The sequence below is a fragment of the Streptomyces megasporus genome, from assembly GCF_000718985.1.
Taxonomy (GTDB): Bacteria; Actinomycetota; Actinomycetes; order Streptomycetales; family Streptomycetaceae; genus Streptomyces; species Streptomyces megasporus.
Window position 1 is genome coordinate 37174 of sequence record NZ_JODL01000006.1, and the last position, 25396, is coordinate 62569.

Below are 25396 nucleotides of genomic sequence, written 5' to 3' on the forward strand. Positions count from 1 at the left end.
GTGGCAGCCCACGACGACGACATCAACCGCGGCATCCGGCCCGAACGGGGTACCGACGACCCGGTCGGCCAGGTTGCCCATCTCGAGCAGGAGATCGCCGTCCTGCGCCGCAAGCTCGCCGACTCTCCGCGGCACACTCGGATTCTCGAGGAGCGGATCGTCGAGCTGCAGACGAACCTGGCCGGCGTGTCCGCGCAGAACGAGCGGCTCGCCAACACCCTCCGTGAGGCTCGCGACCAGATCGTGGCCCTCAAGGAGGAGGTCGACCGGCTGGCCCAGCCGCCGGCCGGCTTCGGGGTCTTCCTGCAGGCGAACGAGGACGGTACGGCCGACATCTTCACCGGCGGGCGCAAGCTCCGGGTGAACGTCAGCCCCAGCGTCGACCTCGTCGAGCTCAAGCGTGGCCAGGAGGTCATGCTGAACGAGGCGCTCAACGTGGTCGAGGCCATGGAGTTCGAACGCGCCGGGGACATCGTCACCCTCAAGGAGGTCCTGGAGGACGGCGAGCGCGCCCTGGTGATAGGGCACACCGACGAGGAGCGCGTGGTGCGGCTCGCCGAGCCGCTGTTGAAGACCACGCTGCGCGCCGGCGACGCCCTGCTGCTGGAGCCGCGCTCCGGATACGTCTACGAGGTCGTGCCCAAGAGCGAGGTCGAGGAGCTCGTCCTCGAAGAGGTCCCGGACATCGACTACACCAAGATCGGCGGTCTGGGCGGGCAGATCGAGCTCATCCGCGACGCGGTGGAGCTCCCCTACCTCTACCCCGACCTGTTCAAGGAGCACGAACTCCGTCCCCCCAAGGGCGTCCTGCTCTACGGCCCGCCCGGCTGCGGCAAGACGCTGATCGCCAAGGCCGTCGCCAACTCCCTGGCCAAGAAGGTCGCCGAGGTGACCGGACGGCCCCAGGGGAAGAGCTACTTCCTCAACATCAAGGGCCCCGAGCTGCTCAACAAGTACGTCGGCGAGACGGAGCGGCACATCCGGCTGGTCTTCCAGCGCGCGAGGGAGAAGGCGAGCGAGGGCACGCCCGTCATCGTCTTCTTCGACGAGATGGACTCCCTCTTCCGCACCCGCGGCTCCGGTGTCAGCTCGGACGTGGAGAACACCATCGTCCCGCAGTTGCTGTCGGAGATCGACGGTGTGGAGGGCCTGGAGAACGTCATCGTCATCGGCGCCTCCAACCGCGAGGACATGATCGACCCGGCGATCCTGCGCCCCGGCCGCCTCGATGTGAAGATCAAGATCGAGCGTCCGGACGCCGAGGCCGCCAAGGACATCTTCTCGAAGTACCTGACGCCCAACCTCCCGCTGCACCCGGAGGACCTCGCGGAGCACAACAACGACCCCGAGGCCACCGTCGACGCGATGATCCAGTCGGTCGTCGAGCACATGTACGCGGAATCCGAGGAGAACCGCTTCCTGGAGGTCACCTACGCCAACGGTGACAAGGAGGTCCTGTACTTCAAGGACTTCAACTCCGGCGCGATGATCCAGAACATCGTCGACCGGGCCAAGAAGATGGCGATCAAGGCGTACCTGGACCACAACCAGAAGGGTCTGAGGGTCTCCCACCTGCTCGCCGCCTGCGTGGACGAGTTCAAGGAGAACGAGGACCTGCCCAACACCACCAACCCCGACGACTGGGCCCGTATCTCCGGCAAGAAGGGCGAGCGGATCGTGTTCATCCGCACCCTCGTCACCGGAAAGCAGGGCGCGGACACCGGACGCTCCATCGACACGGTGGCCAACACCGGACAGTACCTGTAAGAAGATCTGTAAGAGGATTCGTAGGAAGCCCCGGTAAGAAGACACCGTCCGGCTGCGGATGCCCGGGTTCCCCTCCCGTTTGGAGGGGAAGGCATCCGCAGCCGGATCTTTTCCGGGAAAGCGGGGAGGTCCGCGGTGATCTCCCCACCGCGGCCCGACCGTCCCGGGCTCGTCCGCACCGCCGCCACGCGGAGTGCGGACCCGGGAAGCGGGTACGGGCTCGACGCGCAGCGGGACTTGAGCGGCGGTCCAAGGGCGGGCCGCCGCCGGGCAAGGAGGGCCGCATGACCGTACGGCGAGTAATGGGCATCGAGACGGAGTACGGGGTCTCCGTCCCCGGCCACCCGAACGCCAATGCCATGCTCACCTCATCCCAGGTCGTCAACGCCTACGCGGCGGCGATGCAGCGGGCGCGCCGTGCCCGCTGGGACTTCGAGGAGGAGAACCCGCTGCGGGACGCCCGCGGGTTCGACCTCGCCCGCGAGGCGGCCGACGCCAGCCAGCTCACGGACGAGGACATCGGCCTGGCGAACGTCATCCTCACCAACGGCGCGCGACTGTACGTCGACCACGCCCACCCGGAGTACAGCGCCCCCGAGGTCACCAATCCGCGCGACGCGGTGCTGTGGGACAAGGCGGGGGAGCGGATCATGGCCGAGGCCGCCCGCCGCGCCGCCGAGAACCCCGGCTCCCAGCCGATCCACCTCTACAAGAACAACACCGACAACAAGGGCGCCTCCTACGGCACGCACGAGAACTACCTGATGAAGCGGGAGACGCCCTTCTCGGACATCGTGCGCCACCTGACGCCCTTCTTCGTCTCCCGCCAGGTCGTCACCGGCGCCGGACGGGTCGGAATCGGCCAGGACGGCTCCGAGCACGGTTTCCAGATCAGCCAGCGCGCCGACTACTTCGAGGTCGAGGTCGGTCTGGAGACCACGCTCAAGCGGCCCATCATCAACACCCGCGACGAGCCGCACGCCGACGCCGAGAAGTACCGCCGGCTGCACGTGATCGTTGGCGACGCCAACCTGTCGGAGATCTCCACCTACCTCAAGCTCGGCACCACCTCCCTGGTGCTGTCGATGATCGAGGACGGCTTCATCGCCGTCGACCTCGCCGTGGACCAGCCCGTGCGCACCCTGCACGAGGTCAGCCACGATCCGTCGCTGCGGCAGTCGATCACCCTGCGCAGCGGTCGGAAGCTCACCGCGGTGCAGCTCCAGATGGAGTACTACGAGCTGGCGCGCAAGTACGTGGAGGAGCGCTGGGGCGCGGACGCCGACGAGCAGACCAGGGACGTCCTGACCCGCTGGGAGGACGTCCTGAGCCGTCTGGAGACGGATCCGATGAGCCTGGCGGGCGAGTTGGACTGGGTGGCCAAACGCGAGCTCATGGAGGGCTACCGGCGCCGCGACGGCCTGGACTGGGACGCCGCCCGGCTGCACCTGGTGGACCTCCAGTACGCCGACGTGCGCCCCGACAAGGGCCTGTACAACCGGCTGGTGGCCCGCGGCAGGATGAAGCGGCTGCTGGACGAGGCCGAGGTCGAGAGGGCCCGCACCAAGCCGCCGGAGGACACCAGGGCGTACTTCCGGGGCCGCTGTCTGGAGCAGTACGCCGACGCGGTGGCCGCCGCCTCCTGGGACTCGGTGATCTTCGACCTGCCGGGTCGGGACTCCCTCCAGCGGGTACCCACCCTGGAACCGCTGCGGGGCACCCGGGCCCACGTGGAGGGGCTGCTGGACCGCTGCCGCACGGCGGAGGAGCTGGTCCGCGCGCTCTCCGGGCGCTGACCGGGCACAACGGCGGACGGCTGAACGCCTCCGCATCGGGGAATCATGGAGGTGGCTTCCGGGCGTTGAGGCAATTGACTCGTCTGTGACAGGAAAAGGGTCGATGTCGGACCCGGCTTGTAGGGTCTGATCTTGTACCGTCCAACCGAGCGGGGTGAGGTATATGGCTACCAAGGACACCGGCGGCGGCCAGCAGAAGTCGACACGCTCCACCGAGGAGGTCGACGAGCAGGCGCCCGAGGCGCAGGTATCGGAGGACCTCAAGGAGCGCCACGAGGCGCTGTCGGACGAGGTGGACTCCGTGCTGGACGAGATCGACGACGTGCTCGAGGAGAATGCCGAGGACTTCGTGCGGTCCTTCGTACAGAAGGGCGGAGAGTAGGAACGTTCCCCGTCCCGCACCCCCGCGCCGGCGGGGGTGCGGGACGGATGACATCCGCCGCCCCGGGTAAGGTCCGTGCAGTGTTCGACGATCTGGTCTCATGATCTGGTGGAAGGAAACGTGTGGAAGCCAACACTCGTAGCTCAGGGCGTCTGCCGGCTGCCTTCCTGACGCCGGGCTCGTCCTCTTTCCTGGACTTCCTGTCCGAGCACGCGCCCGAGCAGCTCCCCGGCAACCGTCCGCTGCCGCCCGTGAAGGGCGCCGTCGAGGCGCCGCACGGCACGACGATCGTCGCGGCCACCTTCCCCGGCGGCGTGGTGCTGGCGGGTGACCGACGGGCGACGATGGGCAACATGATCGCCCAGCGCGACATCGAGAAGGTCTTCCCGGCCGACGAGTACAGCGCGGTCGGCATCGCCGGAACGGCCGGGCTCGCCGTGGAGATGGTCAAGCTCTTCCAACTGGAGCTGGAGCACTTCGAGAAGGTGGAGGGCGCCACCCTCTCCCTGGAGGGCAAGGCCAACCGCCTGTCCACGATGATCCGCGGCAACCTCGGCATGGCGATGCAGGGCCTGGCGGTGATCCCCCTGTTCGCGGGGTACGACATCGACCGGGAGAAGGGCCGCATCTTCTCCTACGACGTGACCGGCGGACGCTCCGAGGAGCTGGGCTTCGCGGCCGTCGGGTCCGGTTCGGTCTTCGCGCGCGGCTCCCTGAAGAAGCTCCACCGGGACGACCTCACCGAGGAGGAGGCGACCACGGTGGTCGTCCAGGCCCTGTACGACGCCGCCGAGGACGACTCGGCGACCGGCGGCCCCGACCTCGTCCGCCGCATCTACCCCGTCGTCTCGGTGATCACGGAGGACGGTTTCCGGAAGCTCACCGACGACGAGGTCGCCGAGGTCGCCCGTTCGGTGCACGACGGCCGGCTCCAGTCGCCCAACGGGCCCCAGGCCCCGGTGCTCTAACACAGGAAGGGACGGATAGCCGGTGTCGACGCCGTTCTATGTCTCACCCCAGCAGGCCATGGCGGACCGCGCCGAGTACGCCCGCAAGGGCATCGCGCGCGGCCGCAGCGTGGTCGTGTTGCAGTACGCCGACGGCATCGTGTTCGTCGCCGAGAACCCCTCTCGCGCACTGCACAAGGTCAGCGAGATCTACGACCGGATCGCCTTCGCGGCGGTGGGCAAGTACAACGAGTTCGAGAACCTGCGCATCGGCGGCGTCCGCTACGCCGACCTGCGGGGCTACACCTACGCCCGCACCGATGTCACCGCGCGGGGCCTGGCCAACGTGTACGCCCAGACCTTGGGCACCATCTTCTCCAGCGTGGCGGAGAAGCCGTACGAGGTGGAACTGATCGTCGCCGAGGTGGGGGAGGGCCCCGAGGACGACCAGATCTACCGACTGCCGCACGACGGGTCGATCGTCGACGAGCACGGCTCGGTGGCGGTCGGCGGCAACGCCGACCAGATCAGCAGTTACCTCGGTCAGCGGCACCGGGACGGGATGACCCTCGGTGAGGCGCTGAAGCTGGCGGTGGAGTCCCTGAGCCGGGACAACAACGGTGGCGAGCGCACCCTCACCGCCGACCAGTTGGAGGTCGCCGTCCTGGACCGCACCCGGCCCCGGCAGCGCAAGTTCAAGCGCATCCTGGGCCGTCAGCTCTCCCGGCTGCTGGAGGGGGGCGGTGCGACCGTCTCCGGAGCGGAGGAGGAGACCGGGGGCGAGTCCTCCGGGTCCCCGGAGACCCCGGGGGACGCCTCGGGGAAGTGATCCCACCTCGACGCCCGCGCCCCGGCGACGCTCAGCGCCCGCCGGGGCGCGCGGGCGTCTTTGGCGGTGGGGCGGTGGAGCCCCGTACGGTCAGCGTCACGGGGAGGGTGGTGGTCTCCGCCGGACCACCCGGTGTGACGTTCTCGCCGCTCTCCGCGTCCAGGACGGCCAGCAGGGCCCGCATCCCAGCCGCGCCCGCCTCCTCGGCGGGCAGTCGCACGGTCGTCAGCTCCGGTTCGAGCGCGGTGGCGAGCGAGAGATCGTCGAAGCCGGTGACCGAGACGTCCTCCGGCACCCGCAGGCCCAACCGGCGGGCCGCCTTGCAGGCGCCCGCGGCGAGCAGGTCGTCGTCGCACACCAGCGCGGTCGGTCGGGGATCGGCCGTCAGCGCCTCCACGGCGGCGCGCATGCCGTCGGCCACGGTCAGCGCGGCGGCTCGGGCGGGCGGCGGCTCGCACCCGGCCGCGCGCACGGACCCGGCCAGGGCCTTCGCGCGCACCTCGAAGGTCCAGGAGGCCACGTCCGCGGCGATGTGGGCCAGTCGGCGGTGTCCCAACCCCAGCAGGTGCGCCACCACCTGCCGCATGCCGTCGGCGATGTCGAGGTTGACGGTGGCCGCCGCCCGGGTCCGCTCCGGTTCGCTGTCGAGCATCACCAGCGGCGGATCGCCGCCCGCGCGCAGGGCGGCCAGTGCCTCGGCGGCCATCGACGAGGCGATCACGCCGTCCAGGGCGGCGCTCGCGGAGCCGAAGGGGTCCCGCGCGGGCCCGACCCCCTCCGGGGAGGGGTAGAGCACCACGCCGAAACCGTGCTCGGCGGCCACCCGGGCGGTGCCCGCGTGGAGGCGCGCGAAGAACTCGTTGGTGAGCGCCGGGACGACCAGCAGGGCGGTACGGGTCCGTCCCAGGCGCAGGTTGCGCGCGGCCGGATTGGGACGGTAGCCCAGTTCGCGTGCCGCCGCGCGCACCGCCTCGGCCTTCCCCGGCGACACCCGACCGCGCCACTTGTCGCGCAGCACCAGGGAGACGGCGGCCTGTGAGACCCCGGCCACGCGCGCCACGTCCCGACTCGTCGGCCGGGGACGGTCGGTGATCATGGCTGCTCCCGAGGCGGACGTGAGGTGATCGGAAGAGGGGCGCCGGCGGCCCGGCATGGACCGCCGGGGTTGCCTCATGATACGTATGACGGAGCACGTTATACGTAACACTTCACGAGTGCCGGGGGAACCGGGGGAGAGGAGCCGACGCATGGCGACGGGCTACGCCGACCTGCTGCGCGCCAGGCACGCGATGCGTCTGCTCGTGGGCACCCTGGTCGGGCGTCTGCCGAACGCCACGGCCGCCCTGGCCATCGTGCTGTTCACCCGGGCGGAGGGCGGCGGGTACACGCTGGCGGGCGTCCTGTCGGCCGTCTACGGTCTGTCGAACGCCGTCGGTCAGCCGCTGCTGGGCCGCGCGGTGGACCTGTGGGGCCAGCCGCGGGTGATGCTGCCCGCCGCGCTGCTCTCCGGACTCGGCATGGCGGCCTTCGCCGTGGTCGGCATCGACCCCCTGCCGGTCGCCTGCGCCGCGACGGCCGTCGCCGGACTGTTCACCCCGCCCTTGGAGGGGGCTCTGCGGGCCCTGTGGCCCGGCGTCCTGGGGCGTCCCGACCGGGTGCACGCCGCCTACGCGCTCGACGCGGTCGCCCAAGAGGTGATGTTCACCCTCGGGCCGCTGGCCGTCACGGTGCTGGTGGCCGTCTGGAACGAGGCCGCCGCCCTGCTGGTGATCAACGCGCTGGGTGTCCTCGGCGCGCTGTCCGTGGTGGTCTCGCCGCCCTCCCGCCGGTGGCGCTCGGCCCCGCGCGAGGCGCACTGGCTGGGCGCCCTCCGCTCCGGCGCCCTGCTCGCCCTGCTCGGCGCGTTCTTCTTCGTCGGCCTGGCCCTCGGGACGATCGCGGTGGCCGCGGTCGCCTACGCCGAAGACCACGGCGACAGCCTGATCTCCACCTGGCTGCTCTCGGCGCTGGGAGCCGGGGCCCTCGTCGGCGGCCTGTTCTACGGAGGGCGGAGGTGGTCGGGCGAACCGGAGTCGCGGCTGCGCGCGCTGGTGGCGGCCCTGGCGGTGGGCTACCTGCCGCTGGTGCTGGTCCCCGGGCCGGTGGCGATGACCGTCCTGGCCGGCGTCTCCGGCGTCTTCCTGGCGCCCTCCCTGGCCTGCGCCTTCGTCGTGGTGGACCGGCACGCGCCGACGGGCACGGTCACCGAGGCGTTCTCCTGGCTGGTGACCGCCTTCGGCGTCGGCGCGTCGGCGGGCACGGCCGTGGTGGGCCCGGTCATCGAGTGGGGCGGCCCGGCCGGGGGCTTCTCCGTCGCCGGCGCGGGCGGCCTCGCCGCGCTGCTCGTCCTCCTTGCGACACGCCGCGTCCTGACCGCCCCCGCCGCCACCCCTGCCACCGCCCCCGCCACCGCCTCCGACGCCCTCACCCGGGGGGAACGTGATCGGAACGGGACCACCGAGGTCGGTTTCAAAAGTGGGCAACAGGCGTAATGTTCACTCATGGACCGCCGAATCTTCGGGCTGGAGAACGAGTACGGCGTCACGTGTACGTTCCGGGGACAGCGGCGCCTGTCTCCTGACGAGGTGGCGCGGTACCTCTTCCGCCGTGTCGTGTCATGGGGCCGTAGCAGCAACGTCTTCCTCCGCAACGGCGCACGCCTCTACCTCGACGTGGGCTCGCATCCGGAGTACGCCACTCCGGAGTGTGACAACGTGATCGAACTGGTCACCCACGACAAGGCGGGCGAGCGCATCCTCGAAGGACTCCTCGTCGACGCCGAACGCCGCCTGCACGAGGAGGGCATCGCGGGCGACGTCTATCTGTTCAAGAACAACACCGACTCGGCGGGCAACTCCTACGGGTGCCACGAGAACTACCTCGTGGCCCGGCACGGGGAGTTCTCACGCCTGGCGGACGTCCTCATCCCGTTCCTCGTCACCCGACAGTTGATCTGCGGCGCCGGCAAGGTGCTCCAGACCCCGCGCGGCGCGGTCTACTGCGTCAGCCAGCGCGCCGAGCACATCTGGGAGGGCGTCAGCTCCGCGACCACCCGCTCCCGGCCGATCATCAACACCCGCGACGAACCGCACGCCGACGCCGAGCGCTACCGGCGCCTGCACGTCATCGTCGGCGACTCCAACATGTCCGAGACGACCATGCTGCTGAAGGTCGGCGCCACCGACCTGGTGCTGCGCATGATCGAGGCGGGCACGGTCATGCGCGACCTGACCCTGGAGAATCCGATCCGGGCGATCCGGGAGGTCAGCCACGACATCACCGGCCAGCGGAAGGTCCGGCTGGCCAACGGACGCGAGGCCTCGGCCCTGGAGGTCCAGCAGGAGTACTACGAGAAGGCCGTCGACTTCTGCGAGCGCCGGGGCATCCGCACGGGCGTGGTGGACCAGGTCCTGGAACTGTGGGGACGCACCCTGGAGGCGGTCCGCACCCAGGACCTCGACAAGGTCAACACCGAGATCGACTGGGTGATGAAGTACCAGCTCATCGAGCGGTACCGGGCGAAGAACAACATCACCATGTCGCATCCGCGGGTCGCCCAGATAGACCTCGCCTACCACGACATCCACCGCCGCCGCGGGCTGTACTACCTGCTGGAGCGGAAGGGGCAGGCGGCCAGGGTCTGCAACGACGTCAAGATCTTCGAGGGCAAGTCCGTGCCGCCGCAGACCACCCGTGCCCGGCTGCGCGGCGACTTCATCCGCCGCGCCCAGGAACAGCGCCGCGACTTCACGGTGGACTGGGTGCACCTGAAGCTGAACGACCAGGCCCAGCGCACGGTGCTGTGCAAGGACCCGTTCCGCTCGGTGGACGAGCGCGTGGAGAAGTTGATCGCCGGAATGTGACCGGGGCGCGAGCGAGCCCTCGCGCCGCGATCCCTCGTTCCCGGGCACCCGGTGGCGGGCGCCCGGGAACGAAATCGGTTCTTCCGGGAGTTGTGGGAGGTGGGCCGGGCGGCCCGTAGAGTGGCCGACACGCGCCCGGAACGCCCGGACACCTCCTACACCACGAGTTGGACTGATGCAGCAAACTCCCGGGGCACGTCCCCCCCATCCCCGCCCCCTCGGAACGGTCGGTCGCCGCGTCGCCGCGGCCCTGATCGTCCCCGCCCTGTTCTTCACCGCGGCGTGCGGCTCCGGCGACGAGGGCGGTTCCCCCCAGGCCGCCACGAAGGTCACCGGCGAGGTCGGCGAGAAGCCGAAGGTCACCGTCCCGGAGGACGCGGAGGCCCCCGACGAGGCGGCCACGAAGGTGGTCACCGCGGGCAAGGGCGACAAGATGGCCAAGGGCGACTTCGTCCGGGTGGACGTCTTCGCCCGGATGACCGGCAGCGACCAGGAGCTGATCAACACCTGGAACCAGCAGTCGGGCGGGTCCGAGGACGGTGCCCACACCCAGTTGGTCGTCCGACTCGGCGAGGACCAGCAGATGCTCCCCGTGTCCGTCATGGACGCCATGGTCGGCGAGCGGACCGGCAGCCGCGTCCTGGTCGAGGGCACCGCCAAGGCGATCATCGGCGACCGACTCAACCCGCAGTCCGGAATCCAGGAGTCGGACGGCATGGTCTGGGTGGTCGACGCCGTCGCCGCCACCAAGACCGACGCCGAGGCCGAGGTCGGCGGCGAGCAGGCCCCCGTCGAGGAGGGCATGCCCGAGGTGAAGGTCGGCAAGCAGAAGGCCGCCACCATCACCGTCCCCAAGGGCGAGAAGGCGCCGAAGGAGCTCAGGCAGCAGGTGCTGATCGAGGGCGACGGTCCCGAGGTCAAGGCCGGCGAGGGCCTGATCGCGCAGTACACCGGGGTCAAGTGGGAGGACGGCGAGAAGTTCGACTCCTCCTGGGACCACGGAGGCGCCACCGCCTTCCAGATCGGCACGGGCTCGGTCGTCAAGGGCTGGGACCAGAGCCTGGTCGGCAAGAAGGTCGGCGACCGCGTGCTCCTGGTCATCCCGCCGGAGCTGGCCTACGGCGGCAGCCAGTCGGAGCTGTCGGAGAACACCCTGGTGTTCGTCGTGGACATCGTCGGCAAGGTCTGACGACCTTCGACGGTCCCCGAGGGGCGGGTCTGCGAGACTGACCCGGTTCGACCGAAGAACTTCGTAGGAGCAATTTCGTGAGCATCGACAAGCCCGAGATCGACTTCCCGGGCGGCGAGCCCCCGGCGGACCTGGAGATCGAGGACATCTGGGAGGGCGACGGACCGGTCGCCAAGGCGGGGGACACCGTCTCCGTGCACTACGTGGGCGTCGCCTTCTCCACCGGCGAGGAGTTCGACGCGAGCTGGAACCGCGGCGCCCCGCTGCGCTTCCAGTTGGGCATCGGCCAGGTCATCCCCGGCTGGGACCAGGGAGTCCAGGGGATGAAGGTCGGCGGTCGTCGCCGGCTCACCATCCCGCCGCACCTGGCCTACGGCGACCGGGGCGCCGGCGCTCGGATCAAGCCGGGCGAGACGCTCATCTTCGTCTGCGACCTGGTCTCCGTCTGAGACCCTTGGGACCGGGGGAACGGCGGACACGCACATCCCGCCGGACCACCGGGAACCACGGTCGGGGCCCGTGTCGTACGGCACGGGCCCCGGCTTTGTCCCAGGCGACCCCCGAGCGGTACGGTCGACGATCGGGACGAGCACGAGAGAGGGCGTCGATGGCCATTGCCAAGGCCGAGCGGCTGATGAATCTGGCGCTGTGCCTGCTGGGGGCCCGGCGCCCGTTGACCAAGCGCGAACTGAGGGCGTCCATCGAGGCGTACCTGGAGGTCGGCGGAGGGTTGGGCCGGGCCGGGAGCGAGGACGCCTTCAACCGGATGTTCGAGCGCGACAAGGACGACCTGCGCGAGCTCGGCATGGTCATCGAGACCGTGGAGAACCTGGACGGCGAGATCGCCTACCAGGCCCGCCGCGACAGCAACCGCCTCCCGCCCATCACCCTCGACGCCGAGGAGGCCGCCGCCCTCACCCTGGCCGCCAAGGTCTGGCAGCAGGCCCGCCTCGCCGGCGCCGCCAGCGGCGCCCTGCAGAAGCTGCGCGCCGCCGGGATGCCGCTGGCCGACACCGACGGCGCCGACGACCCCTACGGCGGCCACAGCGCCCTGGAACCGCGCATCCCCGCCCGGGAGCCCGCCTTCGAGCCGTTGATGCTCGCCTGCCGCGACCGGCGTCCGGTCACCTTCGCCTACCGCAAGTCCAACGCCGCCCGCCCCGAGACCCGGCACGTCGAGCCGTGGACGCTGGAGTGCTGGCGCGGCCACTGGTACCTGGCGGGCTTCGACCGCGACCGGGGAGCCGAACGGGTCTTCCGACTGTCCCGCATCACCGGCCCGGTCCGGTCCCGCGCCGGGGCCTACACCGCCGAGGTGCCCGACCACGTCACCGTCCGCGAGACCGTCGAGCGCTGGGCCGGGGAGATCGCCACCGCCACCGCCCGCATCCGGCTGCGGCAGGGCGCCGGTTACCCGCTGCGGGCCAAGGCCGGCGAGGTGCGGGACGTCGGGGACGGCTGGGACGAACTGGAGATTCCCTACGGCCACGGGCTGGACGCCTGGCTCGTGGAGTTCGGACCGGACGTGATCGTGCTGGAGCCCGCCGAGCTGCGGGCCGACGTGGTGGACCGGCTGCGCGCCGTCGCCAAGGGCTGAGAAGGGGAGTCACCACCGTGGCAACCAACGCCATCGACCAGACCCGCCGGATGCTGTCCCTGGTGACCTACCTGCGCGAGCGCCCCGGCGCCCGCGTGGAGGACGTCGCCCGCGCCTTCGGCATCACCACCGACGAACTGATCTCCGACCTCCACGTCCTGCCGATGTGCGGCACCAGCTTCCGCGGCGGCGACCTCCTCGACATCGACACCGACGGCGAGCGGATCTGGTGGCACAACGCCGACGCGGTCGGCTCCGGCACCGGCGAGCCGCTGCGGCTCGCCGCCGACGAGGCCACCGCCCTGCTGGTGGCCGCCCGGGCCGTCGCCACCCTGCCCGGACTGCGCGAGAGCGACCGTGACGCCCTCCAGCGCGCCACCGCCAAGATCGAGGCGGCGGCGGGCGAGAGCGCCGGGGCCAGCTCCCGGCTGTCGGTCACCTTCGAGTCCGAGGGCGGGGTCTTCGCGGACGTGGACCGGGCCATCGCCGAGCGGCGCCGGCTGTGGATCCGCTACTACTCGCCGGCGCGCGACGAGCTCACCGAACGCGAGATCGACCCGATCCGGCTCTTCGCCGTCGGCCACACCTACGTCGAGGCGTGGTGCCGGCTGAGCGAGGCGCGTCGCACCTTCCGACTGGACCGCGTGGCGGAGATCAAGCTCCTCGACGAGCCCTCCGACCCGCCGCCCATCGAGCCGCGCGACCTGTCCGAGGGGCTGGTCCAGCCCTCCGCCTCGGACCCCGAGGTGGTCGTCGAGGTGGGGCCGGGCGGACGCTGGGTCGCCGAGTACTACCCGCACGACAGCGCCGAGGAACTCCCCGACGGGGGCCTGCGCATCACCCTGCGCACCCCCGACCCGGCCTCGCTCAAGCGCCTCGCCCTGCGGCTGGGCCGCGACGGCCGGATCGTCGCGCCCGAGGAACTGGCCGACAGCGCCCGCGACGCGGCGCGGGCGGCGCTGGCGGCGTACGGGGACTGACACCGCGAGCCCTGAACGAGCCCTGGACGGCCGCGGAACCGGGCCGTCCACTACGCTCGCCCCATGGCCTGGCCGATGTTCTTCCTCGCACTCGCCTTCTGCGGAATCGCCGTGCTCGGCGTGCTCGCCGTACGGGTCGGGCTGGAGGTGCGGCGCCTCGCCCGCGCGGTCGGCGACGGCTGTGAGCGCCTCGCCCGCGCCGCCGAGGACCTGGAGCGGGCCGCGACCCCCCTGGCGGCACGGGCGGGACGGACCGAGCGCTGAACCGGGCGTTCACCGCGTTCCGTCCCCCGGTGGAACACCGGGTCCGGCGCGCTCTCCATACCGGAGGGCGGGGACTGTACTCTTCAAGATGGTGCGCGGCCGACGACCGTGGTCGGCCACCGGGATGACGCAGAGGCATTGCCCCCTGTTCACCCCCCGGGGTTACGATCGCTGTCAGCGCACCAGCACGAGGAACCCGTCCGAATCAGTAGGGCAGGCACGGACACGCCGCCCCTGCGAGAAGGTAGTGGCACATGAACCTGAGGCCCATGGAGATCGTTCTGATTCTCCTCGTCATCCTGCTGCTGTTCGGCGCCAAGAAGCTCCCCGACATGGCCCGTTCGCTCGGCAAGTCGGCCCGCATCCTCAAGAGCGAGGCCAAGGCGATGAAGAAGGAGAGCGAGGGCGAGGCGGCCGCCCAGCAGGACACCTCGGCCCAGCAGGCCGCGCCCAAGACCATCCAGGCCGCGCCCGGCGACGTGACCAGCTCCCGTCCGGTGGCCGAGCCCAACCAGCAGGCCGGCAAGAACTGACCCGAGCGGTCGCGCACAGCGCTCGCACACTCCCAGACCACTGACACCGAGGACATGGGTTGCTCAAGTCCGCCCGTAAACAGGGGAAGCCGCAGAGAGATCCGGAAGGGCGCATGCCGCTCGCGGAGCACCTGCGGGAGCTGCGCAACCGTCTGATGAAGTCGGTGCTGGCCATCCTGGCCGTCACCGTGGTCGCGATGCTTTATTACAAGCAGATCGCCGACTTCATCACCGAGCCCGTCCGTGAGACCGTCGGCTGCACCGAGGGCTTCGGCCGGGCGGCGAAGGAGGGCGAGGCCTGCGCCGAGATCACGGTCAACGGCCTGATCGCGCCCTTCACGATCATGCTCAAGGTGTCGCTGACCACCGGCGTGGTGCTCGCCTCCCCGGTGTGGCTCTACCAACTGTGGGCCTTCCTCGCGCCCGGTCTCCACAGCCACGAGAAGAAGTACGCGCGGGCCTTCGTCGGGGCCGGCGTACCGCTCTTCCTCGGCGGCGCCTACCTGTCGTACCTCACGCTGCCCGCCGCGGCCAAGGCCCTCATCGGCTTCACCCCCGAGGCCGCCGGCAACCTCATCCCGCTGGACGACTTCCTCGACATCGTCACCCGACTGGTGATCGTCTTCGGGCTCGCCTTCGAGCTGCCCCTGCTGCTGGTGATGCTGAACTTCGGCGGCATCCTCCCCGGACGCAAGCTGCTGGGGTGGTGGCGGATCATGGTGGTGTCCATCACGATCTTCGCCGCCGTCGCCACTCCGACCGGCGACCCGCTGACCATGGGCGCCCTGGCCCTGCCGATCGTGCTGCTGTACTTCGCCGCCGTCGGGGTCTGTCTGCTCAACGACCGCCGCCGCAAGCGCAAGGACCCCTACGCGGGCCTGAGCGACGACGAGGCGTCCCCGCTCGACCACACTCCGGAGAAGGTCGGCGCGACCGAGCCGATCGACGGCCCCGCGACGCTGCCCGAAACCGGCTCGGACACCGGCCCGACCAGGCGGAACGGTTACGACGACGCCACCTGAGCGGGTATCGTCCGCGCGTGACCAGCGAGATCACCCTCTTCGTCAACCCGACCGCCGGCCGCGGTCGGGGCGCGCACGCCGCCCAGCCCGCCGCCCGTGTCCTGCGGGAGGCGGGCTTCGCCGTGCGGACGGTCGTCGGCGTCATCGCCGACGACGCGCTGACGCGGGCGCGCGAGGCCGTCCGCGCGGGCACCGGCGCCCTGATCGCCGTCGGCGGGGACGGCATGGTCTCGCTCGCCCTCCAGGCGGTGGCGGGAACGGACACGCCGCTGGGCGTCGTCGCGGTCGGCACCGGCAACGACATCGCCCGCACCCTCGGCCTGCCCGTCCGCGACCCGGCCGGGGCCGGCCGGGTGATCGCCGAGGCCCTCAAGGCGGGGCACGAGCGGACGGTCGACCTCGGCCGCGTCGGCGGACGCTGGTTCGGCAGCGTGCTGGCGTCGGGCTTCGACTCCCGCGTCAACGACCGCGGCAACCGCATGCGCCGGCCCGCCGGCCGGCTGCGCTACGACATCGCGATGCTGGTCGAGCTGGCCTCCCTGCGTCCCATCCCCTACCGCCTCACGTTCGAGGACGGGCCGACGCGCGAGGTGGAGGCCACCCTCGTCGCGGTCGGCAACGGTCCCTCCTACGGCGGCGGGATGCGGATCTGCTCCGGAGCCCGCCTGGACGACGGGCTGCTGGACGTCACCGTGGTGGGCGCGTGCAGCCGCACCACCCTGCTGCGGGTCTTCCCCCGCGTCTACTCCGGCACCCACCTCGACCACCCGGCGGTGACCGTCCACCGGGTGTCCCGCGTCACCCTGGAGGCGCCCGGGGTGACCGGCTACGCCGACGGCGAGCCGCTGGGACCGTTGCCGTTGACGGTCGAGGCGGTGCCCCGAGCGGTGCGGGTGCTCACCGCGCCGCCGACCGGCGCCGTGTGAAGATCGGGTGCTCTGTCGGCGCCGGCCGGTAGGCTCGTAAGTACGATGACCGAGGACATGTCCCCTGCGGAGCGTTACGCCGCCGCTCGGAAACGCGCCGCCGAGCAGGCCACCGCCCTGGCTCCCTTCCGCGAGATGTACGACTTCGAGCTGGATCCGTTCCAGATCGAGGCGTGCGAGGCACTGGAGGCCGGGAAGGGCGTGCTGGTGGCCGCGCCCACCGGCTCCGGCAAGACGATCGTGGGCGAGTTCGCCGTCCACCTGGCCCTGGCCCAGGGGCGCAAGTGCTTCTACACCACGCCCATCAAGGCGCTGTCCAACCAGAAGTACAACGACCTGGTGAAACGCTACGGCGCGGAGCGGGTCGGCCTGCTGACGGGCGACAACAGCATCAACTCCGACGCGCCGGTGGTGGTGATGACCACCGAGGTGCTGCGGAACATGCTCTACGCCGGGTCCCAGGCGCTGAACGGCCTGGGATACGTGGTGATGGACGAGGTCCACTACCTCTCCGACCGCTTCCGCGGCGCCGTCTGGGAGGAGGTCATCATCCACCTCCCCGACTCGGTGACCCTGGTGTCGCTCTCCGCGACCGTCTCCAACGCCGAGGAGTTCGGCGACTGGTTGGACACCGTCCGCGGCGACACCGAGGTGATCGTCTCCGAGCACCGGCCCGTGCCCCTGTGGCAGCACGTGCTGGCCGGTCGGCGGATGTACGACCTGTTCGAGGAGCGGAAGGGCCGGCGCGAGGTCAACCCCGACCTGGTGCGCATGGCCCAGATGGAGAACAGCCGACTGCCCGCCTTCCGCGACCGGCGCCGTGGCAAGCCGTTGCGCGAGGCCGACCGGGAGCGGGAGCGGCGTCAGCGCAACCGCATCTGGACGCCCGGCCGTCCGGAGGTGATCGAGAGGCTGGACTCCGAGGGGCTGCTGCCCGCGATCACCTTCATCTTCAGCCGCGCCGGCTGTGAGGCGGCCGTGCAGCAGTGCCTCTACGCGGGGCTGCGGCTGAACACCGCGGAGCAGCGGACGCGGGTGCGGGAGATCGTGGAGGAGCGCACCGCCTCCATCCCCGACGAGGACCTGCACGTCCTGGGCTACTTCGAGTGGCTGGAGGGCCTGGAGAGGGGCATCGCCGCGCACCACGCGGGCATGCTGCCCACCTTCAAGGAGGTCGTCGAGGAGCTGTTCGTCCGCGGTCTGGTCAAGGCCGTCTTCGCCACCGAGACACTGGCGCTGGGCATCAACATGCCCGCCCGGTCGGTGGTGCTGGAGAAGCTGGTCAAGTGGAACGGCGAGCAGCACGTCGACATCACCCCCGGCGAGTACACCCAGCTCACCGGCCGCGCCGGACGGCGGGGCATCGACGTCGAGGGCCACGCGGTGGTGCTGTGGCAGCGCGGCATGGACCCGGGCGCCCTGGCCGGGCTCGCCGGCACCCGCACCTACCCGCTGCGCTCCTCCTTCCGGCCGTCGTACAACATGGCCGTCAACCTGGTCTCGCAGTTCGGGCGGCACCGCTCGCGCGAGCTGCTGGAGACCTCCTTCGCCCAGTTCCAGGCCGACCGCGCGGTCGTCGGGATCTCCCGGAAGGTGCAGCGCAACGAGGAGGGCCTGGAGGGCTACCGCGAGGCCATGACCTGCCACCTCGGCGACTTCGAGGAGTACGCGCGGCTGCGGCGCGAGTTGAAGGACCGCGAGACCGAGCTGGCCCGGCAGGGCGCCGCCCAGCGGCGCGCGGCGGCGACGGACTCCCTGGAGAGGCTCCGGCCGGGCGACGTGATCCACGTCCCCACGGGGAAGTTCGCCGGACTGGCGCTGGTGCTGGACCCGGGCGTCCCGGCCGGACGCAGCCCGGGGCACCGCGGCTGGGACCAGCACGACGGGCCGCGCCCGCTGGTGCTGACCGTCGGACGCCAGGTCAAGAGACTGGCCTCCGTCGACTTCCCGGTGCCCGTCGAGCCGCTGGAGCGGATGAGGATTCCCAAGTCCTTCAACCCGCGCAGCCCGCAGTCCCGCCGGGACCTGGCCTCCGCGCTGCGGACCAAGGCCGGGCACCACGAGCCCGCTCGCGACCGCCGCAGGCAGCGCGCGGCGGCGGTCGACGACGGTGAGATCGCCCGGCTGCGCAAGGCCATCCGCGCCCACCCCTGCCACGGCTGCGACCAGCGTGAGGACCACGCCCGCTGGGCCGAGCGCTACCACCGTCTCAAGCGCGACACCCGCCAGTTGGAGCGCCGCATCGAGGGCCGGACGAACACCATCGCCCGCACCTTCGACCGGGTCTACGCCCTGCTGACCGACCTCGGCTACCTGCGCGGCGACGAGGTGACCGAGGACGGCAGGCGACTGGCGCGGCTCTACGGCGAGCTGGACCTGCTGGCGAGCGAGTGCCTGCGCGAGGGCGTCTGGGAGGGGTTGTCCCCGACCGAACTGGCCGCCTGCGCCTCGGCCCTGGTCTACGAGTCCCGCAACGCCGACGACGCGCTGCCGCCCACCCTGCCCGGAGGCGGGGCCAAGCACGCCCTGGGCGAGATGGTCCGCATCTGGGGCCGGCTGGACGCGCTGGAGGAGGAGCACCGGATCAACCAGACCGAGGGCGTCGGCCAGCGCGAGCCCGACCTCGGCTTCGCCTGGGCCGCCTATCGCTGGGCGGAGGGCGACGGCCTGGACGCGGTGCTGCGGGAGATCGACATGCCCGCCGGGGACTTCGTGCGCTGGTGCAAGCAACTCGTCGACGTCCTCGGCCAGATCGCCGCGGCGGCCCCGCCGGGCGGCACGGTCGCGCGCAACGCCCGCCGGGCGGTCGACAAGCTGCTGCGCGGCGTGGTGGCCTACAGCTCCGTCGGCTGACGCCCCGCGTCCGAGCGAACCTCCGGCCCGGTACGCGGTCGACACCGCGTACCGGGCCGGAGGCATGTGCGGGGGCGCGTCGACCGCAGGGCGGAGCCCCCCGCACCCCGGTCAGTGCCCCGCCGCGCCGCCCCGCGGGCCGGCCGGCACGCCGGCGTCGGGGGCCTCCGACGCGCCCTCCTGCTCCGCCTCCACCCGCGCGTTCCACTCCCGCTTCGACGCCTGCCAGCCGTCCTCGTCGTGGCCCAGACGCCAGTAGCCGGAGACGGACAGCCGCTCGCGCGGCACGCCCCGCTCCACGCGCAGGTGGCGGCGGAGCTCCTTCACCCAGCCCGCCTCGCCGTGGACGAACGCCTGCACCTCGCCGGGCGGGAAGACCAGCGCGCGCACCGCCTCGACCAGCCGGTCGCCGACCCGCGCGGTGCCGCGGTGCAGCCACCGCAGGTCCACGTTCGGGGGCAGGGACAGCTCCTGCTCCTCCTCCGGGCCCGCGACCTCGACGAAGGCACGCGCCGGCGCCCCGCCGGGAATCGCCTCCAGTGAGGCGGCGATGGCGGGCAGCGCGCTCTCGTCGCCCACGAGCAGGTGCCAGTCGACCTCCGGAGAGGGGCGGTAGCCGCCGCCGGGCCCGAGGAAGAGGACCTCGTCACCCGGCTCGGCGCGCACCGCCCAGGGACCCGCCAGGCCCTCGTCGCCGTGGACGACGAAGTCCACGGTCAGCTCGCACGCCGCCGGGTCCCAGGCGCGCACGGTGTACGTGCGGGTGACGGGCCACTGGTCGCGCGGCAGGCTCGCGCGGACGGCGGCGAGGTCGAACGGCTCGGGATACCGCACGCCCTCGGCCGGGAACAGCAGCTTGACGTAGTGGTCGGTGTACGCGCCCGCCGGGAAGTCGGCGAGGGACTCGCCGCCGAGCACCACCCGGATCATCCGCGGGCTCAGGTACCGCTTGCGCACCACCCGGGCCCGGGTGGTGCGTGGGGTACGACGGGTCGGACGCTCTGCCACGGAACTCCCTCGGACGGCTTGGTTAGGTATGCCTAACCCAACCTACCCGATGGTCGCCGGGTCAGTCCGCGAGGGCGTCCAGCAGCCGCCGCAGCGAGCCGCCCAGCCCCCACCGCTCGGCCAACTCCTCCACCTCCTGGGCGTGGAGGGGCTCGGTGGGGAGCGCGGCGTCGAACTCCGGCAGCGGCACGTCGTCCGCGACCCGCACCACCTTCGGCGCCACGGCCAGGTACTCCCGCGCCGCCGCCAGCTTCCCGCGCTGGGCGGGGGTGAGCTTGGCGGAGGGGTCGTCGACCGCGGCCAGGATGCCGGCGAGATCCCCGTGGGCCTCCAGCAGTCGGGCCGCGGTCTTCTCGCCGACACCGGGGACGCCCGGCAGGCCGTCGCTGGGGTCGCCGCGCAGCAGCGCCAGATCCGCGTACGCCGCCCCGCTCGCCACGCCGTACTTCTCGCGCAGGGCCGCCTCGTCGACGACCATCGGCTCGCCCATGCCCTTGACCGGGTAGAGCACCCGCACGCCGCGCGCGTCGTCGACGAGCTGGAACAGGTCCCGGTCGCCGGTGACGACGTCCACCGGGCCCGTGGCGCGCCGCACGAGGGTGCCGATGACGTCGTCGGCCTCGTAGTCGTCGGCGCCGACGCGTGCGATGCCGATCGCGTCCAGCACCTTCTCGATGATCGGGATCTGCGGGGCGAGGGTGTCGGGCGTCTCCTCCACGGACCTCGCCGGGGAGGTCCCCGCCGCGTCCGGCCCCTCGGAGACGGTCTCGGCCACCCGGTGCGCCTTGTAGGAGGGGACCAGCTCCACGCGCCACGCGGGCCGCCAGTCGTTGTCCATGCACGCCACCAGATCGTCCGGACGGTGATCGCGCACCAGTCGGGCGACGAAGTCCAGCAGGCCCCGCACCGCGTTGACCGGTGTGCCGTCGGGGGCCCTCACCGACTCCGGAACCCCGAAGTAGGCGCGGTAGTAGAGGGAGGCGGTGTCGAGCAGCAGGCACTTTCGCGGCGTGGTCATGGGGACATCATGACCGACCCCACCGACACGCCCCCTCTCCCTTCCGGGCCGTGCCGCGCGGGCGCGGCGGACCGCTCCGAACCTTCGGGTAACGGTCGTTTGCGGAACGGAGACCCACTTGTGACGCATGACACGGCCGAGTCCGGGCAGGGACCCCCGCCGGGCCGCATCCCCCCACCGGCCCGTCAACGCCATTGGAAACAAAAGGAATTGAGCACGTGACAGCACAACAGGCAACTGGGAAACAGGGCGAGAGACAGAAGCGGGCGCCGGAGATCGGGGGAGGGGGGAAGATCACGCCGGGGGTGTTCTGGCCCTCCGCCGCCGTCATCGCCGCCTTCGTCGTCTTCGCCGTGGTCGGCCAGGAGCGGGCGGCGGAGATCGTCGGCGAGGTCCACACCGCGATCGTCGGCGACCTCGGCTGGTACTACATGGCGCTGGTGTCGCTCTTCGTGATCTTCGCGCTCTGGGTCGGCATCGGCCGGTACGGCGACATCCGGCTCGGCAAGGACGGCGAGGAGGCCGAGTTCGGGCTGGGTTCCTGGCTCGCGATGCTCTTCGCCGCGGGCATGGGCATCGGCCTGGTCTACTGGGGCGTCGCCGAACCGCTGAACTTCTTCTCCTCCCCCAGGCCGGGCGTGGGCGAGGGCGAGGCCGAGCGCGCGGAGTTCGCCATGGTGCAGACGTTCCTGCACTGGGGCATCCACCCGTGGGCGATCTATGTCGTGGTCGGCCTCGCCGTGGCCTACGCCGTGCACCGCAAGGGCCGCCCGGTGTCGATCCGCTGGACGCTGGAACCGCTCCTCGGGGACCGGATCAAGGGACGGTGGGGCGACGTCATCGACACCGTCGCGATCGTCGGCACCGTCTTCGGCGTGGCCACCTCCCTGGGTCTGGGCGTGCTGCAGATATCCAGCGGCCTGGACTACCTCGGTTGGGTGGACAGCCCGGGCAAGGCCGTCCAAGTGGTTCTGATCATCGCCATCACGGCGATCGCGACCGTCTCCGTGGTGACGGGGGTCGCCAGGGGCATCAAGTGGCTCTCCAACATCAACATGCTGCTGGCCGCGGTCGTGGCGCTGTTCGTGCTGGTCATGGGGCCGACGCTGTTCATCCTCAGCGGCCTGGTGCAGGACGTCGGCGTCTACCTGCAGGACCTGCTGCGGATGAGCTTCGACACCGGTGCCTCCCAGGGTGAGGAGGGCACCGGCTGGGTGAGCGGCTGGACCGTCTTCTACTGGGGCTGGTGGATCTCCTGGGCGCCGTTCGTCGGCATCTTCATCGCCCGCATCTCCCGCGGCCGGACCGTCCGGGAGTTCATCGCCGGCGTGCTGCTGGTGCCGACCGCGCTGACCTTCTTCTGGTTCGCGGTGTTCGGCGGCGCGGCCCTGCACGGCCAGATGTTCGGCAACGACAACGGGCTGATCGGCGAGGACGGTGCGGTCAGCACCGACAACGCTCTCTTCCAGCTCCTGGACACCCTGCCCGGCGGCGCGTTCACAGCCGGCGTGACGATCCTGCTGATCGTGTTGTTCTTCGTCACCTCCTCGGACTCCGGCTCGTACGTGGTGGCCGCGCTGGCCTCCGGAGGCGCCCCCGAGCCGTCGAGGTGGACCAGGGTGTTCTGGTCCGCCTCGGCAGGACTCGTCGCCATCGCGCTGCTGCTGGCATCCGGTTCCGGCACCGCCTCCCTCGACACGCTCAAGACGACGGCGATCATCATCGCGCTGCCGTTCAGCGTGGTGATGATCGGCATGTGCGCCGCCACGCTCGTCCAGTTCCACCGTGAGCGCCGGGCCTACCTGGAGGCGAAACGACTGGCGGCCCAGGAGTCGGTCGTCGCCAAGGCGGTGGCCGTCATGGAGGAGAGCCTGGAGAACGGCACCCTCGCCGAACCGCCCGTGAAGTCGGGCCGCGAGTAGCCCGTCGCCACCGTGCCCGGCCCGCGCGGCACGGTGACGGACGGGCCCGTGGACCCCGCGGGGCGCCCCGATCCCTCCGGGGCGGGGCGCCCCGCGGGCGGGGGAGCGGAAACCGCCCGCCCGGCCTCCGGGCCGGTGCCCACGCGGCCTCACCACGGCGCGCCTGTGCCGCCCGGCGCCGGTGCCGATACTGTTCACGCCGTGAGCACGACGACACCGCCCGGCTGGTACCCGGACCCCGGGCACACGGACCCCGGATCGGCGCCGGACCGCTGGTGGGACGGCTCCGCCTGGACGGAACACACCCGCCTCCCCCCGGCCGTCCACGACCCGACGGCCACCCTCCCGGACCCCGGGGGACGGCCGTCGCACGGCCCCCTGGTGGCGGCCGTCATAGCCGCCGCGGTCGTGGTGACCGCGCTCATAGCCGGGGGACTGCTCCTGCTCGGCGGCGCCGACGGCCCCGGCGACCGCCCCGGCACCCCCGACACCGCCTCCGGCACGAGCGACGCCCCCGACGGACCCTCCGACGACGGAGAGCCGGACGGGCGGCGCCCCGAGAGCGACACCCCCGGCACCGCGGTCGACCGGGTCAACGGCGTCGGCGTGCCCCTCCTGCCCGGTTGGCGCGAGACGGAGACCGACCGGGGCCTGTGGCTGTCGACCGGCTCCTACTCCTGCCCCGGCGACACCGCCCTCACCTGCGTCCGCGGCGGGGTCTCCCTGCGCCCCGCGACCGACCTGGCGGGGACCACCCCCCGGGAGATGGCCGAGGAGGACATCGTCCGCAACGCCGAGGAGTCCTACGACGACAAGGCCTACGGCGGGATCGAGAGCCACGAGGTCGTCGCCTCCGGCGAGGTCACCGTCGCGGGCCGACGGGGGTACCGGGTCCGCTGGCGGATCGCCAACGAACTGGAGCCCGACGCCTACGTGGAGTCGGTCGTCTTCCCCGCCCCCGACGGCGACGGGCCGATGCTGCTGCTGCGCCTGGGCTTCGACGTCCACGCGGAGGCCCCGGACCAGGGCGACATGGACCGGATCGTGGCGGGCGTCCGCGCCACCCGAGGCCCCGGCATGGCGGTCTGACGGGGCGCCGGCCCCTCCGCCGAGCCTCCGCCGCGTCCGTCCCCGCTCACGCGCGCGGACGATCCGCGCGACGGCTCACAGGAAGGTGCGGCCCTCGCCGCGGTACGTCGGAACCGTCGCCACCACCCGGTCCCCCTCCACCAGGTGCAGCGCCTCGAAACGCTCGCACAGCTCGCCGGCCTTGGCGTGCCGGAACCACACCTTGTCGCCGATCAGCAGGTCGCCCGCGGCGGACCCCAGCAGCGGCGTCTGCACCTCGCCCGGCCCCTCCTGCGGGTCGTAGCGCAGCCCGGTCGGCAGGTACGGCACCGGCAGCCGGTCCCGTCCCGCCGGTCCGGAGGCCGGGTAGCCGCCGCCGAGCACCGTCACCACGCCCACGCCGGGCCGCCGCACCACCGGCTGTGCGAACAGCGCCGCCGGGCGGCCGGAGAACGAGGTGTAGTGATCGAACAGCCGAGGCATCAGGAGCCCCGAACCGGCGGCGACCTCGGTGACCACCTCCTCCGCCGCGGTGTGCTGCACGCTCCCGGTGCCGCCGCCGTTGACGAACTCCAGCTCCGGCGCGATCGCCCGCACCGCGCGCACCGCCGCCGCCCGTCGCTCGGCCAGCTCGCGCCGCGCGACGGACTGCATCAACCGCACCCCCGCCGCCCGCAGCGGACGCCCCGCCGGAGCGTCCCCCACGCCCGCGATGTGCCCCTCGTACGCCATCAGCCCCACCAGCCGGAAACCCGGACGACGCGTCACCGCGCGGGCCAACTCGGCCAATCGGGCGGGGGAGTGCAACGGCGAGCGGCGGGCGCCGACCCGCACCCGACCGCCGAACAGCCGCAGGGAGGCGTCCAGTTCCAGACAGACCCGGATCTCCTCGCGTCCGCCGGCGCGGGCCGCGTCGATCAGCTCCAACTGCGCCGGGTCGTCGACCATCACGGTCACGGCCGAGGCCGACTCGGGGTCCGAGGCCAACTCGGCGTACCCGGCCCGGTCCACCGACGGGTAGGCGAGCAGGACGTCGGTGAATCCGGAGCGGGCCAGCCACAGCGACTCGGCGAGCGTGAAGCTCATGACCCCGGCGAAGCCGTCCCGAGCCAACGCCCGTTCCAACAGGGCGCGGCAGCGCACGGACTTGCTCGCGACCCGGACCGGCTTGCCGCCGGCGCGGCGCACCAGGTCGGCGGCGTTGGCGTCGAACGCCGCCAGGTCGACAATCGCGAGCGGCGCGTCGAGGTGGGCGGTGGCCCGATCGTAGCGGGCCCGGTCGGCTGCGGGATCGGTGGTCGCGGGGAACACCCCGGCAGCTTGCCAGAGCCCGCCCGGTCCGGGACAGCCCCGTACCGGCCCGGCCGGCGGAGGGCCGTGCCCGGACCGCGGG

Annotated in this window: 22 protein-coding genes; 18 read left to right on the forward strand and 4 right to left on the reverse strand. The window is 71.9% G+C overall.

Annotation, left to right across the window (positions count from 1 at the left end; translation table 11 throughout):
* The 5 genes from arc to prcA all read left to right on the forward strand — a co-directional run bounded on the left by arc (window position 1) and on the right by prcA (window position 5721).
* Window positions 1-1767 (forward strand): proteasome ATPase, encoded by a 1767-nt coding sequence (gene arc, locus IF47_RS0107850; protein ID WP_031507590.1) that lies wholly within the window; start codon window positions 1-3, stop codon window positions 1765-1767.
* A 284-nt stretch (window positions 1768-2051) separates the two neighbouring features.
* A complete protein-coding gene (gene dop, locus IF47_RS0107855; RefSeq protein ID WP_031507591.1) occupies window positions 2052-3563 on the forward strand; it encodes a depupylase/deamidase Dop in 1512 nt (503 codons plus the stop codon).
* Window positions 3564-3726: 163 nt separating this feature from the next.
* On the forward strand, window positions 3727-3945 hold the full coding sequence (locus tag IF47_RS0107860) for a ubiquitin-like protein Pup (RefSeq protein ID WP_031507592.1): 219 nt from the start codon (window positions 3727-3729) through the stop codon (window positions 3943-3945).
* 122 nt (window positions 3946-4067) lie between these two features.
* Complete coding sequence (gene prcB / locus IF47_RS0107865) at window positions 4068-4913, forward strand: proteasome subunit beta (RefSeq protein WP_031507593.1); 846 nt, start codon at window positions 4068-4070, stop codon at window positions 4911-4913.
* A gap of 22 nt (window positions 4914-4935) precedes the next feature.
* A complete protein-coding gene (prcA, locus tag IF47_RS0107870) occupies window positions 4936-5721 on the forward strand; it encodes a proteasome subunit alpha (protein WP_031507594.1) in 786 nt (261 codons plus the stop codon).
* 31 nt (window positions 5722-5752) lie between these two features.
* On the opposite strand, the gene IF47_RS0107875 is transcribed toward prcA, so the two are convergent.
* Window positions 5753-6817, reverse strand: a complete 1065-nt coding sequence (locus IF47_RS0107875; protein WP_031507595.1) for a LacI family DNA-binding transcriptional regulator — start codon at window positions 6815-6817, stop codon at window positions 5753-5755.
* A 151-nt stretch (window positions 6818-6968) separates the two neighbouring features.
* Between IF47_RS0107875 and IF47_RS0107880 the strand changes: the two genes are divergently transcribed.
* The 11 genes from IF47_RS0107880 (at window position 6969) to IF47_RS0107930 (ending at window position 18987) form a co-directional block, all read left to right on the forward strand.
* Window positions 6969-8252: an MFS transporter gene (locus IF47_RS0107880; RefSeq protein WP_031507596.1), complete on the forward strand. Its 1284-nt coding sequence runs from the start codon at window positions 6969-6971 to the stop codon at window positions 8250-8252.
* A 9-nt stretch (window positions 8253-8261) separates the two neighbouring features.
* On the forward strand, window positions 8262-9623 hold the full coding sequence (gene pafA / locus IF47_RS0107885) for a Pup--protein ligase (RefSeq protein ID WP_031507597.1): 1362 nt from the start codon (window positions 8262-8264) through the stop codon (window positions 9621-9623).
* A gap of 175 nt (window positions 9624-9798) precedes the next feature.
* The gene (locus tag IF47_RS0107890) at window positions 9799-10812 is read left to right on the forward strand and encodes an FKBP-type peptidyl-prolyl cis-trans isomerase (RefSeq protein WP_031507598.1); all 1014 of its coding nucleotides are present in this window, start codon (window positions 9799-9801) and stop codon (window positions 10810-10812) included.
* Between the two features lie 77 nt (window positions 10813-10889).
* Window positions 10890-11261, forward strand: coding sequence for an FKBP-type peptidyl-prolyl cis-trans isomerase (locus IF47_RS0107895; RefSeq protein WP_031507599.1), 372 nt, complete (start codon window positions 10890-10892; stop codon window positions 11259-11261).
* A 158-nt stretch (window positions 11262-11419) separates the two neighbouring features.
* Window positions 11420-12409 (forward strand): helix-turn-helix transcriptional regulator, encoded by a 990-nt coding sequence (locus IF47_RS0107900; protein ID WP_031507600.1) that lies wholly within the window; start codon window positions 11420-11422, stop codon window positions 12407-12409.
* 17 nt (window positions 12410-12426) lie between these two features.
* Complete coding sequence (locus tag IF47_RS0107905) at window positions 12427-13389, forward strand: helix-turn-helix transcriptional regulator (protein WP_031507601.1); 963 nt, start codon at window positions 12427-12429, stop codon at window positions 13387-13389.
* A gap of 63 nt (window positions 13390-13452) precedes the next feature.
* A complete protein-coding gene (locus IF47_RS0107910; protein WP_031507602.1) occupies window positions 13453-13653 on the forward strand; it encodes a hypothetical protein in 201 nt (66 codons plus the stop codon).
* A 254-nt stretch (window positions 13654-13907) separates the two neighbouring features.
* Complete coding sequence (gene tatA / locus IF47_RS0107915; protein WP_031507603.1) at window positions 13908-14186, forward strand: Sec-independent protein translocase subunit TatA; 279 nt, start codon at window positions 13908-13910, stop codon at window positions 14184-14186.
* 113 nt (window positions 14187-14299) lie between these two features.
* The gene (gene tatC / locus IF47_RS0107920) at window positions 14300-15208 is read left to right on the forward strand and encodes a twin-arginine translocase subunit TatC (RefSeq protein ID WP_051717237.1); all 909 of its coding nucleotides are present in this window, start codon (window positions 14300-14302) and stop codon (window positions 15206-15208) included.
* Between the two features lie 17 nt (window positions 15209-15225).
* Entirely contained in the window at window positions 15226-16134 is a 909-nt protein-coding gene (locus tag IF47_RS0107925) for a diacylglycerol kinase (RefSeq protein ID WP_031507605.1), read from the forward strand.
* A 45-nt stretch (window positions 16135-16179) separates the two neighbouring features.
* Entirely contained in the window at window positions 16180-18987 is a 2808-nt protein-coding gene (locus tag IF47_RS0107930; RefSeq protein ID WP_031507606.1) for a DEAD/DEAH box helicase, read from the forward strand.
* 111 nt (window positions 18988-19098) lie between these two features.
* Here IF47_RS0107930 and IF47_RS0107935 read toward each other — a convergent pair whose 3' ends face one another.
* Window positions 19099-19995 carry a siderophore-interacting protein gene (locus IF47_RS0107935; RefSeq protein ID WP_051717239.1) on the reverse strand — a complete coding sequence of 299 codons (897 nt, stop codon included), beginning with the start codon at window positions 19993-19995 and terminating at the stop codon, window positions 19099-19101.
* Between the two features lie 61 nt (window positions 19996-20056).
* A complete protein-coding gene (locus IF47_RS0107940; RefSeq protein WP_051717241.1) occupies window positions 20057-21013 on the reverse strand; it encodes a 5'-3' exonuclease in 957 nt (318 codons plus the stop codon).
* Window positions 21014-21231: 218 nt separating this feature from the next.
* Between IF47_RS0107940 and IF47_RS0107945 the strand changes: the two genes are divergently transcribed.
* Both IF47_RS0107945 and IF47_RS0107950 read left to right on the forward strand, forming a co-directional pair.
* Window positions 21232-22935 (forward strand): BCCT family transporter, encoded by a 1704-nt coding sequence (locus IF47_RS0107945; protein WP_245641040.1) that lies wholly within the window; start codon window positions 21232-21234, stop codon window positions 22933-22935.
* A gap of 201 nt (window positions 22936-23136) precedes the next feature.
* Window positions 23137-24024, forward strand: coding sequence for a DUF2510 domain-containing protein (locus IF47_RS0107950; protein WP_031507610.1), 888 nt, complete (start codon window positions 23137-23139; stop codon window positions 24022-24024).
* Between the two features lie 75 nt (window positions 24025-24099).
* On the opposite strand, the gene IF47_RS0107955 is transcribed toward IF47_RS0107950, so the two are convergent.
* Window positions 24100-25314 (reverse strand): amino acid deaminase/aldolase, encoded by a 1215-nt coding sequence (locus tag IF47_RS0107955; protein ID WP_031507611.1) that lies wholly within the window; start codon window positions 25312-25314, stop codon window positions 24100-24102.
* Window positions 25315-25396: the final 82 nt, after the last annotated feature.

Coding starts and splice junctions, on each gene's coding strand:
- tatA (WP_031507603.1), top strand. CDS start 13,908: ATGAACCTGAGGCCCATGGAGATCGTTCTGATTCTCCTCGTCATCCTG.
- IF47_RS0107930 (WP_031507606.1), top strand. CDS start 16,180: ATGACCGAGGACATGTCCCCTGCGGAGCGTTACGCCGCCGCTCGGAAA.
- IF47_RS0107875 (WP_031507595.1), bottom strand. CDS start 6,817: ATGATCACCGACCGTCCCCGGCCGACGAGTCGGGACGTGGCGCGCGTG.
- dop (WP_031507591.1), top strand. CDS start 2,052: ATGACCGTACGGCGAGTAATGGGCATCGAGACGGAGTACGGGGTCTCC.
- tatC (WP_051717237.1), top strand. CDS start 14,300: ATGCCGCTCGCGGAGCACCTGCGGGAGCTGCGCAACCGTCTGATGAAG.
- pafA (WP_031507597.1), top strand. CDS start 8,262: ATGGACCGCCGAATCTTCGGGCTGGAGAACGAGTACGGCGTCACGTGT.
- IF47_RS0107900 (WP_031507600.1), top strand. CDS start 11,420: ATGGCCATTGCCAAGGCCGAGCGGCTGATGAATCTGGCGCTGTGCCTG.
- IF47_RS0107910 (WP_031507602.1), top strand. CDS start 13,453: ATGGCCTGGCCGATGTTCTTCCTCGCACTCGCCTTCTGCGGAATCGCC.
- IF47_RS0107860 (WP_031507592.1), top strand. CDS start 3,727: ATGGCTACCAAGGACACCGGCGGCGGCCAGCAGAAGTCGACACGCTCC.
- IF47_RS0107880 (WP_031507596.1), top strand. CDS start 6,969: ATGGCGACGGGCTACGCCGACCTGCTGCGCGCCAGGCACGCGATGCGT.
- IF47_RS0107890 (WP_031507598.1), top strand. CDS start 9,799: ATGCAGCAAACTCCCGGGGCACGTCCCCCCCATCCCCGCCCCCTCGGA.
- IF47_RS0107940 (WP_051717241.1), bottom strand. CDS start 21,013: ATGACCACGCCGCGAAAGTGCCTGCTGCTCGACACCGCCTCCCTCTAC.